Here is a 13,328-nt window from a genome sequence, read left to right as displayed (position 1 = left end):
CCCGGCCTTGCATGTATTACAGTACTCTTTTACTGAGTGGCATTCACCGCAGCAGTCCAGGCTTGAGTAAACGCCTGATGCTGAGCAGCCAACGGGCCAATCAGCGTGTTGTACTGACTTGCCTGTTGTGAGGTTGGGAACTGGATACCGTTGGCGACAAAGCTCACCTGCGTATCCTGTTGCGCCACAAAATCACCGACCTGCACCAGTTGCTGCGTGAAGATTTGCGCGGCAGGGATCAGCGGCTGTAACGCCTCTGAAGGCGCAGTGACGACTTTATTGTAGACCTGATCAAAGACCGGCTTGAGATCCTCGCCCTGTTTCAGCGCGCCATGCGCAGCATCTGCCTGCAGTTTCGCATTCTGCAACTGTTGCCCTAACACACCCAGTGCGCCATTTGCCTGACGCAGCGGTTCACGCTGAGTCACATAATCCTGAGGAACACGAATCGCATTTACGCTATCAACGACCGGGCGCAGACCGGAGTCCATCGCCTGATTAATTTGTTGAGAATAGCCATACAGAATCGCGTAATCGGACACAAACGGGCCAAACTGTTTTTTCTGATCGGCGGTCAGCGTTGGTAAACGCTCCCCGCTACGCATTGCAGTATTCTGCAGAAAATCGATAAACGCTTTGCGCTGATCGCCTTCTTTATCAAAACACCCACTCAGGCCAACTACCATTAAGAGCGCCAAAACAGGCGCAAACCAGCGAGAGCAGGACTTACCTGTCGCCATTTTAATACTCCTTTCACCCAAAAATGCGCACAACGACACCCGCGTGCCAGACGTTGACAAGGATAGTCCAGGTCAGGCTCGCAAGATACCCTTTCCGCGTAATCTTGTGAGGGAAAATAACCGCTCCCGCCCCCCTTTTTTTTGCTAAACAATGCGCCATTCAGTACCCAGGGTCATATTTTCGTCATCTTTACAATCGGGAGCGATCGTTCGGAGATCGCGACCTTAATCAGTTTGTTAGCCTGTAAAGGCTTGTCGCTCATACTCTGCTGAAACGAATCCATCACGCAAACCTTAGATCCGACTTCATTTTTTCCGACTACTCTTAAGGAGCTTCGATGAAATTCACGATCCCGCTGTGTGATTTATAGGAGTTCTCAATGGAATACAAAGATCCAATGTTTGAACTGCTGAGCAGTCTGGAGCAGATTGTTTTTAAAGATGTATCGCAGACAGTTACTCTGACGCAAAAAACCAACCCTTTCACCGAATTTGAACAGCTACGACGAGGGACAGGTTTAAAAACAGATGATTTTGCCCGAGTGATGGGCGTGACGGTCGCGATGGTGCATGAATGGGAGTCTAAACGCGTTAAGCCTTCCACTACCGAATTGAAGTTGATGCGCCTGATCCAGGCCGATCCGAGATTAAGTAAGCAGTTGATGGATTGAACTATTTTTTAATTTTGCTGAAGAACGGTCCGGTAAAAGGGCCGTTCCCTTACGGAGGGTATCCACAAATAAGAAAATAGTAGTTGCATCCACAGGCGTAAAATGAGTTAATGCTCTCAACGGTTTGACGTACAGACCATTACAGCAGTTTAGTAAGGCAAGTCCCTTCAAGAGTTATCATTGATACCCCTCGTAGTGAGCATTTCCTTTACTGTTAAAAAATCTGTAGAGCACGCCATATCGCCGAAAGGCACACTTATTTTTTAAAAGGTAATACACTATGTCCGGTAAAATGACTGGTATCGTAAAATGGTTCAACGCTGATAAAGGTTTCGGCTTCATCACTCCTGACGATGGCTCTAAAGACGTGTTCGTACACTTCTCTGCTATCCAGAACGATGGCTACAAATCTCTGGACGAAGGTCAGAAAGTTTCCTTCACCATCGAAAGCGGCGCTAAAGGCCCGGCAGCTGGCAACGTAACCAGCCTGTAAGCTTAAAAAGCTCAAAATTCTGAATCCCTGCCAAACGGCGGGGATTTTTTTATCTGTATTCCACAATACATCCCACCGAAACGCGTCTTTGCATTACTTTACCCGCCGTACCTTTGACCTTTCCCTAAGGGCAAGCTTTATAGTGAGCCAGTCTGTATTCCATAATGTTCACAAGGAATTGAAGCTATGTCGAAATCCTCACTGCTGCTGGTTTTAGGTTTGCTCACAACGGGCACTGCATTCGCGGCGACCCCGGAAGCCACTTTTCTGGCGGAACATGGACTCAGCGGTAAATCCGTTGAGCAAATCGTAGAGACTATTGACCAGTCGCCGCAGAGTCGCCCGTTGCCTTACTCAGCGTCTGTCACCAGCACCGCGCTGAAACTCTCTTCTGGCGATCAGGTTTATACCCTGCCGCTCGGTGACAAATTCTACCTGTCATTTGCCCCCTATGAATGGCAAACACACCCTTGCTTCAACCATAGTCTGTCTGGCTGCCAGGGCGAAATGCCGGAGAAGACATTCAATGTCAAGGTGACGGACAGTAAGGGAGAGGTCGTGGTACAAAAAGCGATGAAGAGCGGTCGAAACGGCTTCGTCGGGGTATGGCTACCGCGCAATATGGAAGGCACCATCGCAGTAAGCTACAACGGTAAATCAGCCGAGTATCCCATTAAGACTATGGAAGACAGCCAGACCTGCCTGACTAAGTTGCAGTTGCGCTAACAACATAAAAAAATGCCGGATAAGGCGGAGACGCCATCCGGCATTTTCTAAGTCAGCTCAGGACCGTTACTGTAGCAGCGAAATATCCGCCACGCGCAGGAACAGCTCGCGCAGTTTTTCGAGCATAGACAGACGGTTAATACGCAGTTCTTTATCTTCTACGTTAACCATGACTTTCTCGAAGAACGCATCGACCGGTTCACGCAGAGCTGATAGCTCAACCAGCGCTTCCTGGTAACGCCCGGCTGCAAAGACTGGCTCCAGCTTGTCGCGCAGCACCACAACCTGCATCGCCAGCGCAATTTCTTCCGGCTCTTTCAGCGTTGCCGCATTCACGCGGTCGTTCAGCGTTTCTTCAGACTTCGCCAGGATGTTCGATACACGCTTGTTCGCCGCAGCCAGCGCGGACGCGGTTTCCAGCGTACGGAAGTGCGATACCGCCTTCATACGTGCGTCGAAATCAGCTGGACGAGTCGGACGACGCGCCAGCACGGCCTGAATGGTATCAACGGTGTAACCTTCGTCCTGATACCAGGCGCGGAAGCGACCGAGCATAAAGTCGATAACGTCATCCACGACTTTCGCGTTGGTCAGCTTGTCACCATACAGACGAACCGCTTCTTCGGTCAGCGTTTGCAGATCGAGATTCAGGTTCTTCTCAACGATAATACGCAGCACGCCCAGCGCGGCACGACGCAGCGCAAACGGGTCCTTATCGCCTTTCGGATGCTGGCCGATACCAAAGATACCCGCCAGGGTATCCATCTTGTCGGCAATCGCCACGGCACAGGCTACCGGGTTAGACGGCAGGTCATCGCCGGCAAAGCGCGGCTGATACTGCTCGTTTAGCGCCACGGCCACATCTTCCGCTTCGCCATCATGACGCGCATAGTGCATGCCCATCACGCCCTGGGTGTCGGTGAACTCAAAGACCATGTTGGTCATCAGGTCACACTTGGACAGCAGGCCCGCACGCGTTGCGTGGTTAACGTCAGCGCCAATCTGGCCAGCAATCCAGCCCGCCAGCGCCTGGATACGATCGGTCTTGTCGCGCAGCGTACCCAGTTGCTGTTGGAACAGCACGGTTTGCAGACGCGGCAGATGATCTTCCAGACGTTTTTTACGGTCGGTATTGAAGAAGAACTCGGCATCCGCCAGACGCGGGCGAACCACTTTCTCGTTACCGGAAATAATCTGGCTCGGATCTTTCGATTCGATGTTGGCAACGAAGATAAAGTTCGGCAGCAGTTTGCCGTCGTTGGCGTAAACCGGGAAGTACTTCTGGTCGCCTTTCATGGTGTGAACCAGCGCTTCTGACGGAACCGCGAGGAATTTATCTTCGAACTTCGCGGTCAGCACTACTGGCCATTCCACCAGCGAGGTGACTTCTTCCAGCAGGCTTTCGCTCAGATCGGCGTTACCGCCAATCTTGCGCGCCGCTTCTTCAGCATCGGCTTTGATTTTCGCTTTACGCTCAGCGTAATCCGCAATCACTTTACCGCGCTCACGCAGGATTTCTGGGTATTGATCGGCAGAATCGATGGTGAACTCCGCTTCGCCCATAAAGCGATGGCCGCGAATCACGCGATCGGACTGAATGCCCAGAATCGTTGCCGGAATCACTTTGTCACCCAGCAGCAGAGTCACGGTGTGAACCGGACGCACGAAATGGACGTCAGACGCGCCCCAGCGCATCAGTTTCGGGATCGGCAGCTTAGCCAGCGAGGTGGCGATCATGTTCGGCAGCAGCGTTTCAGCGCTTTCGCCTTTCACATGCGCGCGGTACAACAACCACTCGCCTTTATCGGTGGTCAGACGCTCGGCCTGGTCAACGGTGATACCGCAGCCACGCGCCCAACCTTCTGCCGCTTTACTCGGTTTGCCTTCGGCGTCAAACGCCTGAGCAATTGCCGGGCCGCGTTTTTCAACTTCACGGTCAGGTTGCGCTTCAGCCAGGTTCGCGACTTTCAGCGCCAGACGACGCGGTGCGGCGAACCACTCAACGTTGCCGTGCGCGATGCCAGCGTTATCCAGCTCCGCGGTAAAGTTCGCAGCAAAGGACTCAGCCAGGCTGCGCAGTGCTTTTGGTGGCAGCTCTTCAGTGCCGATTTCCACCAGAAAAGTTTTCTCAGACATGGCCGCCTCTTATTTCTCTTTGTTGCACATCGGGAAGCCAAGGGCTTCACGGGAAGCGTAGTAAGCTTCTGCCACTGCTTTGGTCAGGGTGCGAATGCGCAGGATATAGCGCTGACGCTCGGTGACGGAGATGGCTTTACGCGCATCCAGCAGGTTGAAGCTATGAGCGGCTTTCAGAATACGTTCATACGCAGGCAGCGGCAGTGGGTTTTCCAGCGCCAGCAGCTGCTGCGCTTCTTTCTCGTACTGCTCGAAGCAGGTGAACAGGAAGTCCACGTCGGCGTATTCGAAGTTATAGGTGGATTGCTCCACTTCGTTCTGATGGAACACGTCGCCGTAAGTGGTTTTACCCAGCGGGCCGTCGCTCCAGACCAGGTCGTAAACGCTGTCTACGCCCTGAATGTACATGGCCAGACGTTCCAGACCGTAGGTAATTTCCCCGGTCACAGGTTTACATTCCAGACCACCAACCTGCTGGAAGTAGGTGAACTGCGTGACTTCCATACCGTTCAGCCACACTTCCCAACCCAGCCCCCAGGCACCCAGCGTCGGGTTCTCCCAGTTATCTTCCACGAAACGGATGTCGTGAATGGTCGGGTCCATACCCAGCTCTTTCAGAGAACCCAGGTACAGCTCCTGAATGTTGTCCGGAGACGGCTTAATCACTACCTGGAACTGATAGTAGTGCTGTAAGCGGTTCGGGTTTTCGCCATAGCGGCCGTCGGTCGGACGACGAGAAGGCTGCACATACGCAGTCGCCATCGGTTCCGGCCCCAGCGCACGCAGGCAGGTCATTGGGTGAGATGTCCCCGCGCCGACTTCCATGTCCAATGGTTGAACGATGGTGCAGCCCTGGCGAGCCCAGTAATCCTGTAAGGTCAGGATCAAGCCCTGGAAGGTCCTGGTATCAAACTTTTGCATATTATTTCGTGCTGGATACGTGTGGATTTAAAGGAAGCGGTCAGTATACCCGCTGGCTGCAAGATATACAGTACGAAACGGGAAAAAGGGGGAACTTAGCGCATGGAAAGGTGCAAAAACTGCCCGTCTGCATCAAAAGAGCAGACAAAACTCTCTTTACGGAAGGTCGAACCGCGCATTTCATAGCTGCCCTGGAATTGTTCCAGGCCGGCGATATCAATTTTCTGCGCGCCGGTGTTATAAAGCTCTGCCGCTTCACTTTTGCACAATGCCGCCATATCGAGCGAACGTGCGGCATTCACCTTTTGCGCCTTCTGCGCAGGTGCAGGCGGCTGTGTGTCGGCGCACGCCGCCAACAAAAAGATAGCGAGCGCGGGAAAGAAATACTTCATCATCATTTTATTACCGCCTGGTTTGCTGGTCAGTCTTATTATTAGTGTCTGGAAACGGATCTTATTTTGAGAATCTCATCAGACCATCTCAAGCTTTAGCGTAAAAACTCAGATTATTCCAGTGAGTTACGCTCGCAAAAAATCGGTCAGACTTTTTTTAATGGAGACAGAGGAACTGATGCAGCCCAAAATTTTCTGGATTGATAACCTGCGCGGAATAGCTTGTTTAATGGTCGTGATGATCCACACCACAACCTGGTACATCACCAATGCGCACAGCGTCAGCCCGTTTAATTGGGATCTGGCCAATGTGCTCAATTCCGCCTCTCGCGTCAGCGTACCGTTGTTCTTTATGATTTCGGGTTATCTGTTTTTTGGCGAACGCAGCGCCAAACCGCGTCATTTCACGCGCATCGCGCTGTGCATTCTTTTTTACAGCAGCGTGTCGCTGGCCTATATCCTGTTGTTTACCTCGATCAACGCTGAGCTGTCGCTGAAAAACCTGCTGCAAAAGCCGGTGTTCTATCACCTGTGGTTTTTCTTCGCCATCGCCGTCATCTACCTGGTTTCCCCGCTGATACAGGTGAAAAATATCAGCGGCAAGATGCTGCTGGCGCTCATGGTAGTGACTGGGGTGATTGCCAATCCCAACACCGTCTCGCAAAAAATTGGCGGTTTTGAGTGGCTTCCCATCAACCTGTACATCAGTGGCGACACTTTCTATTACATCCTGTACGGCATGCTGGGAAGGGCGATTGGCATGATGGATACACAGAAACGTTCGCTCACCTGGCTCTGTGCAGCGTTGTTCATCGTCGCCGTGTTTGTTATCTCTCGAGGCACGTTGCATGAACTGCGCTGGCGAGGCAATTTTGCCGATACCTGGTACCTCTACTGCGGCCCGGCAGTATTTATTTGCGCCGTCTCGCTCCTGACGCTGGTCAAAAACACGCTCAGCACGCGCACTCTGCCGGTATTGGGCCTTATTTCCCGTCACTCGTTGGGTATTTATGGCTTTCATGCGCTGATCATTCACGCGCTACGCACCAACGGTTTAGAACTCAAGAACTGGCCGCCGCTGGATATGCTATGGATTTTTAGCGCCACGCTGGCGGGTAGCCTGCTGTTATCCATACTGTTGCAGCGCATTGATACACGCAGGCTGGTGAGTTAAGACTCACCGTTCTGTTCATTCTGCCCTGGACGCAGCAGTAAAACTTGTCCGACCAAACACACGAAGAATGCTGCCGGGTATAGCCCCTTTTCGATGGGCGCTAACGGAATATTCCATATCCCTACCAGCAGTAGTCCCAGCGTTATCAACGCCACCATCTTGCATATGGAGGTGAAGCATTCGTCATTCTGATTAAGATTTACAGCACGCTGATAAGCATACGTCACGAACATTCCCGTCATCAGCGCACCCAAAAAATAGCCTTTGCCACTCAATAACGGGCAGGCATGCCATAAGCCAACAACGTAAATCAGTATGCCAGAGAAGAATAATATCCATGGCAACAGCCTGGTGGTCTTCATTGGGATCTCCTTATCCATCATGGGTACAATATGAATAACCCGCTAAAGACAACACAGAAAAATGCCACCACACTGGATTTTCAGAATAAATCCATGTGTATCAATTATTTATTAGATTGAAATATATATTAAATCAATCCCCTCTGTTATCCAGAGGGGAAGGTCGTCAGGACATCAGCGGCTGTAATTGCTGATAAATACGACGGAAGGTTTCCCGACGCTGTTGGTAGAGCGCATGGCGCTCAGCATCAGGATAATGCGCCTGTTCCAGCGTAAGCTGAGGCAGTATGTCTGATAACGGCTTTTGCGGGTTCATGGCAATTTGCGCCAGGCGCGCCGCACCGAGTGCAGGACCGACATCGCCGCCGGTACGATAATCCAGTTGCAACCCGCTGATATCAGACAGCATCTGACGCCAGTATTCGCTGCGAGCCCCGCCGCCAATGAGCGTAATGCTGGCTGGCTGTACACCGCACGCATGCACGACATCCATGCCGTCGGCCAGCGCAAAACCCACACCTTCCAGTACCGCCTGCGCCAGTTCTGCCGGGCCATGCTGATGCGTCAGACCGAAAAATACGCCCTTCGCCTGCGGGTTATTATGCGGCGTACGTTCACCGGACAGATAAGGTAAAAACCAGACCGGCTCGGCGTCTGCATTCGCTTGTTGCGCTGCGGCGATCAATGCCGGTACGCTCGCCAGTCCGGTTAATTTCGCCGCCCAATCCAGGCAGGATGCCGCACTCAGCATCACGGACATCAGGTGCCATCGCTCCGGCAAAGCATGACAAAAGCTATGGACCGCGCTTTCCGGCTTACTGAGGAAGCCGTCGCTTACCGCAAAATAGACGCCGGATGTACCCAACGAAAGCATCGCCTGACCGGCATTCATCATGCCTACGCCGACCGCTCCCGCCGCGTTATCACCGCCCCCGGCAACGACCGCAACCTCATTCATTCCCCAGTCCAGGGCGACTTCTGGCAGTAATGTTCCGGTAATCGCACAACCTTCGTATAGCGCAGGCATATGCGCACGAGACAGCTTACAGGCCGCCAGCATGACATCACTCCAGTCACGTTTGGCGACATCCAGCCACATCGTACCTGCCGCATCAGACATATCGCTGGCAAAATCGCCGGTCATACGCAGACGCAGGTAATCTTTCGGTAGCAGCACTTTATCTACCCGGCTGAAAATCTCCGGCTCGTGACGTTGCACCCACAGCAACTTTGGCGCGGTAAAGCCAGGCATCATCAGGTTGCCGGTGATAGCACGAGACTGCGGAACCAGGTTCTCCAGCATTACGCACTCTTCAGCGCAGCGACCATCGTTCCACAGGATTGCGGGACGTAATACTTTCTGTTGCTTGTCCAGTAACGTCGCGCCGTGCATCTGGCCGGCAATCCCTAACGCTTTCACCTCACTGAGCGAATGCTGCTGGCCCAGCGCTTTTACGGCGCGATCCGTTGCCAGCCACCATTGTTCAGGGTCCTGCTCTGACCATAACGGATGCGGACGCGAGACCGTGAGTTTCTCCGTTTGCGAAGCGATCACATCGCCCTGCTCATTCAGCAGAATGGCCTTTACGCCTGAGGTGCCAAGATCTATCCCGATATACATAGCGTATCGTTCCTTAAAGAAAGGCCCGGCAGCGCGTGGCTTTCCGGGCTTACGGACGTTCTCAGAAACCTGTTATTTGTCGAACAAATAATGGTTTACCAGATTTTCCAGCAGTTCCTGATGGCCGCTCTGATGCACTGGCGCCAGATTATGTTGTTCAGCGTACTGCGCAATTTCCGTCAGCGTCATCTGCCCTTTCAGAATTTGCTGGCCCAGCTCACCATTCCAACCAGCGTAACGCTTGGCCACACGCTGATCCAGACCACCGTCCTCAATCATACGGGCCGCAATTTTCAGCGACAGCGCCATGGTATCCATTGCGCCAATATGACCATAGAACAGATCGTATTTATCGGTGCTCTGACGACGAACTTTGGCGTCAAAGTTCAGACCGCCGGTGGTGAAGCCGCCCGCTTTGAGGATTTCGTACATCACCAACGCATTCTCTTCTACGCTATTTGGGAACTGGTCAGTATCCCATCCCAACTGTGCGTCACCGCGGTTGGCATCGACAGAACCAAACAGACCCAGCGCGATAGCAGTGGCGATTTCATGATGGAATGAGTGACCCGCCAGCGTGGCGTGGTTGGCTTCGATATTCAGTTTGATCTCTTTTTCCAGGCCGAACTGCTTGAGGAACCCGTACACGGTCGCCGCATCGTAGTCGTACTGGTGTTTGGTCGGTTCCTGCGGCTTCGGTTCGATAAGCAAAGTGCCCTGGAAACCCGTTTTGTGTTTGTGCTCTACCACCAGTTGCATAAAGCGGCCAATCTGCTCACGTTCCTGACGCAGATCGGTATTCAGCAGCGTTTCATAGCCTTCACGGCCGCCCCACAGAACGTAGTTTTCACCGCCTAACTTGTGCGTGGCATCCATCGCCGTGACTACCTGTGTGGCAGCCCAGCTGAACACTTCCGGGTCCGGATTCGTGGCCGCGCCCGCGCCGTAGCGTGGATTGGTGAAGCAGTTTGCCGTTCCCCACAGCAGCTTGACCCCACTTTGTTCCTGTTTTGCCGCCAGCACATCAACCATCTGCGCAAAGTTGTTTTTGTACTCTTTTAGCGACGCGCCTTCCGGCGAGACATCCACGTCATGGAAGCAGTAGTAAGGGACGTTCAGCTTGTGAAAGAACTCAAATGCGACATCCGCTTTGCGTTTCGCCAGCTCCAGTGCTTCTCCGGGCTGCTGCCACGGACGATCGAAAGCGCCCATGCCGAACATGTCCGCACCGTTCCAGCAGAATGTATGCCAATAGCAGGCGGCAAAACGCAGATGATCTTCCATGCGTTTGCCCAACACGATTTCGTCAGGGTTGTAATGGCGAAATGCGAGCGGGTTAGTAGTTTTAGTCCCTTCAAAACGAACACGATCGAGTTGGTCGAAATAAGCCTGCATAATAAGCTCCATAATCAGGTAATACGGCAAGTAAACTGCGATATAGCTATACTGGAATTTCCTGATTTATTGCTCAATTACGTTATTTCACACCGCCATTAAGAGAATACCCAAACGTGCGCTGGCTCCCAAAAAAGCGCAGTGAAAAGAGAATTAAAAAAGCGATCGCGATCGAAGGTTAATCATTAAACAAAAAACCGTAATGCGCAGATAAAAAATGGCAATTGTCATCCCGCGTTCAGTATGTGAATTTTGCGTAGCATTAAGAAAATAAAAATTTGTCACGCTTCATCAAGCAGTCGTCCCTGCGGTTTTGCTAGTATCGACAGGCCACGTTAACCTTCCAGGACAGATTCTTATGTTTGATAAACGTCACCGCATCACTCTATTATTTAATGCCAATAAAGCCTACGACCGCCAGGTGGTAGAAGGGGTGGGTGAATATTTACAGGCATCACAATCAGAGTGGGATATATTCATTGAGGAAGATTTCCGCGCCCGCATTGATAATATTAAAGACTGGTTAGGCGATGGTGTTATTGCCGATTATGACGATGATGACATTGCACAATTACTTGCCGATGTGGATGTTCCTATCATCGGCGTCGGGGGTTCCTACCATGCGGAACAGGATTATCCGCCGGTGCATTACATTGCCACCGATAACCACGCGCTGGTAGAAAGCGCTTTCCTGCATCTGAAAGAAAAAGGGATCAACCGGTTCGCGTTCTACGGACTGCCCGCTTCAAGCGGCAAACGCTGGGCGGCTGAACGTGAATATGCGTTTTGCCAACTGGTCGCTAAAGAAAAGTACCGTGGAGTTGTCTATCAGGGACTGGAAACCGCGCCGGAAAACTGGCAGCACGCGCAAAATCGTCTGGCGGACTGGCTGCAAACTCTGCCGCCGCAAACCGGCATTATCGCCGTCACCGACGCGCGAGCGCGGCACATTCTGCAAGCTTGCGAACACCTGCATATTCCGGTCCCGGAAAAACTGTGCGTGATTGGAATCGACAACGAAGAACTGACCCGTTACCTGTCGCGGGTGGCGCTGTCATCCGTTGCTCAGGGGGCCAGACAGATGGGGTATCAGGCCGCTAAGCTTCTGCACCGGTTACTGGCGAATGAAGAACTACCGCTGCAACGCATACTGGTCCCGCCAGTGCGCGTCATTGAACGCCGTTCAACTGACTATCGTTCATTGACCGATCCGGCGGTGATTCAGGCGATGCACTTTATCCGCAACCATGCCTGCAAAGGCATTAAAGTCGAACAGGTGCTGGATTCAGTGGGGATTTCGCGGTCGAATCTGGAGAAACGTTTTAAAGAAGAGGTCGGAGAAACTATCCATGCGGTGATTCATGCCGAGAAGCTGGAAAAAGCGCGCAGCCTGTTGATTTCCACCACGCTGTCGATCAACGAAATTTCACAAATGTGCGGCTATCCATCACTGCAGTACTTCTATTCCGTCTTCAAGAAAGAGTACGACACGACGCCAAAAGAGTATCGCGATGTGAATAGTGAAGTGTTGCTATAGAGGGAATTGCCGGATGGCGGCTTCGTCTGATCCGGCCTACGAGATGACTTGTAGACCGGATTAGCACACGTTACATATGCGCGGCAATTAAGCGCTGGTTATCCTGATACATTGCGAACAGATAGTTGTTGTAGCTCTGTCCCTTAGTGGAATAACCCTTCAGCTTATGGATCATCGCAGTAGCGGTGACTTCCTGATCGGCTTTACGCAGTTGCGCACGTGACTTCCGGAAAGAAGAGTAAGCTGGGTGCGTATTCAAGTTAATGACATAGGCATTGACTGACTCTTTCACTGATTCAAACTGTGAGTAGCCTTTCACCTTACCAGGGGCATTATTACAACGCCCTTTGCCACATTTCATGCCAAACAGGTTGTTGTTGCTCCGCGCCAGCTTCGACGTCCCCCAGCCGCTTTCAGCCGCAGCCATGGTTGCCACCATACTGGTCGGGATAATGTCTACACGCTCAAGCAGCGTGTTCCACGGAATTTTACGCGTGTTGCCAGACCAGCTCACCTTATAGCGCTTAGCGATGTCTTTCATCCGCGTACGCTCTGTCGGTGACCAGCGATTCTGGTACTGTTTTGAAATCAGCCAGTTACGATCCGCCGTAATGGCAGCATTTTGACTGGTAATATAAGGCATAACCGTCCGGAGAAACGCTTTTTTCCTTGGTGTTCCGGAAGGGTATTTTCGCAAATCAGGAAGTGAACTACTCTTTGCACTATTGCGAGAATACTCTTGTTTACTGCTAACCTGTTTATTACTTGCCTTGATTACCTGGGGCTTGTGACTCGTTGTCGCCGTGTGTGTCTTTGCCAGCGCCTCACCCGAAAATGCAACGGTGAGTAACATAAGAATCATTGCCCCATATCGTCGAATGGGAGTCAATATCATTAGGTCTCCTGGTCGGATTTATACATTCCAACACCTTATATTTTTCAAAAAAATGAGAGATGAATCTCAAATCATATCAAAAATAACGGTCAAGAGCACCCAAAGGAATAGTCCAATTCTGAAACTATGTCACGCGTTAACGATTCGGGCTGCCATTAATTTGATGAAAATGTGGGGGTTATCGCAAAATCAGTTCATTTTTTGCGCGCATTAGCTCCCCCTCACTTCTCCTCCTGGCGGAATCACCTCAAAGGAGGAGTTTCCG

13 protein-coding genes are annotated in these 13,328 nt (G+C 51.9%); 5 read left to right on the top strand and 8 right to left on the bottom strand.

Going from position 1 to position 13,328, the window contains the following annotated elements; all coding sequences use genetic code 11:
• Positions 1-29: 29 nt before the first annotated feature.
• Positions 30-740: a DUF3053 domain-containing protein gene (locus tag M4I31_RS00925; protein WP_038635187.1), complete on the bottom strand. Its 711-nt coding sequence runs from the start codon at positions 738-740 to the stop codon at positions 30-32.
• A 380-nt stretch (positions 741-1,120) separates the two neighbouring features.
• Between M4I31_RS00925 and M4I31_RS00920 the strand changes: the two genes are divergently transcribed.
• The 3 genes from M4I31_RS00920 to cueP all read left to right on the top strand — a co-directional run bounded on the left by M4I31_RS00920 (position 1,121) and on the right by cueP (position 2,630).
• Positions 1,121-1,411, top strand: coding sequence for an HTH-type transcriptional regulator (locus M4I31_RS00920; protein WP_003024273.1), 291 nt, complete (start codon positions 1,121-1,123; stop codon positions 1,409-1,411).
• Between the two features lie 280 nt (positions 1,412-1,691).
• Positions 1,692-1,904, top strand: coding sequence for an RNA chaperone/antiterminator CspA (cspA, locus tag M4I31_RS00915; protein ID WP_000014594.1), 213 nt, complete (start codon positions 1,692-1,694; stop codon positions 1,902-1,904).
• A 186-nt stretch (positions 1,905-2,090) separates the two neighbouring features.
• Entirely contained in the window at positions 2,091-2,630 is a 540-nt protein-coding gene (cueP, locus tag M4I31_RS00910) for a copper-binding periplasmic metallochaperone CueP (protein WP_001620860.1), read from the top strand.
• Positions 2,631-2,696: 66 nt separating this feature from the next.
• Here cueP and glyS read toward each other — a convergent pair whose 3' ends face one another.
• From glyS to M4I31_RS00895, 3 genes are all read right to left on the bottom strand, one after another.
• Positions 2,697-4,766 (bottom strand): glycine--tRNA ligase subunit beta, encoded by a 2,070-nt coding sequence (gene glyS, locus M4I31_RS00905; RefSeq protein ID WP_085049079.1) that lies wholly within the window; start codon positions 4,764-4,766, stop codon positions 2,697-2,699.
• 9 nt (positions 4,767-4,775) lie between these two features.
• Positions 4,776-5,687 carry a glycine--tRNA ligase subunit alpha gene (glyQ, locus tag M4I31_RS00900; protein ID WP_001168552.1) on the bottom strand — a complete coding sequence of 304 codons (912 nt, stop codon included), beginning with the start codon at positions 5,685-5,687 and terminating at the stop codon, positions 4,776-4,778.
• Positions 5,688-5,782: 95 nt separating this feature from the next.
• Complete coding sequence (locus tag M4I31_RS00895) at positions 5,783-6,085, bottom strand: YsaB family lipoprotein (RefSeq protein WP_038635204.1); 303 nt, start codon at positions 6,083-6,085, stop codon at positions 5,783-5,785.
• A gap of 172 nt (positions 6,086-6,257) precedes the next feature.
• Here M4I31_RS00895 and M4I31_RS00890 point away from each other — a divergent pair, with 172 nt between their 5' ends.
• Positions 6,258-7,253, top strand: a complete 996-nt coding sequence (locus tag M4I31_RS00890; protein WP_069323830.1) for an acyltransferase — start codon at positions 6,258-6,260, stop codon at positions 7,251-7,253.
• Here the strand turns inward: M4I31_RS00890 and yiaB are convergent.
• The 3 genes from yiaB to xylA form a co-directional block, all read right to left on the bottom strand.
• Positions 7,250-7,615 carry an inner membrane protein YiaB gene (gene yiaB / locus M4I31_RS00885; RefSeq protein ID WP_069323738.1) on the bottom strand — a complete coding sequence of 122 codons (366 nt, stop codon included), beginning with the start codon at positions 7,613-7,615 and terminating at the stop codon, positions 7,250-7,252. The two genes, M4I31_RS00890 and yiaB, sit on opposite strands and share 4 nt — an antisense overlap.
• Before the next feature lie 166 nt (positions 7,616-7,781).
• On the bottom strand, positions 7,782-9,236 hold the full coding sequence (gene xylB, locus M4I31_RS00880; protein ID WP_085049080.1) for a xylulokinase: 1,455 nt from the start codon (positions 9,234-9,236) through the stop codon (positions 7,782-7,784).
• Between the two features lie 72 nt (positions 9,237-9,308).
• Positions 9,309-10,631 (bottom strand): xylose isomerase, encoded by a 1,323-nt coding sequence (xylA, locus tag M4I31_RS00875; protein WP_038635208.1) that lies wholly within the window; start codon positions 10,629-10,631, stop codon positions 9,309-9,311.
• A gap of 358 nt (positions 10,632-10,989) precedes the next feature.
• On the opposite strand from xylA, the gene xylR reads away from it, so the two are divergent.
• The gene (xylR, locus tag M4I31_RS00870; RefSeq protein WP_038635210.1) at positions 10,990-12,168 is read left to right on the top strand and encodes a D-xylose utilization transcriptional activator XylR; all 1,179 of its coding nucleotides are present in this window, start codon (positions 10,990-10,992) and stop codon (positions 12,166-12,168) included.
• A 70-nt stretch (positions 12,169-12,238) separates the two neighbouring features.
• On the opposite strand, the gene M4I31_RS00865 is transcribed toward xylR, so the two are convergent.
• Positions 12,239-13,063, bottom strand: a complete 825-nt coding sequence (locus M4I31_RS00865; RefSeq protein WP_038635213.1) for a protein bax — start codon at positions 13,061-13,063, stop codon at positions 12,239-12,241.
• Positions 13,064-13,328: the final 265 nt, after the last annotated feature.

Origin of the sequence: Citrobacter sp. XT1-2-2 (genome assembly GCF_023516235.1) — a bacterium.
GTDB classification, from domain to species: Bacteria; Pseudomonadota; Gammaproteobacteria; order Enterobacterales; family Enterobacteriaceae; genus Citrobacter; species Citrobacter werkmanii.
Note: the sequence above shows the minus strand (reverse complement) of the source record. Positions and strands in the feature narration are given on the sequence as shown.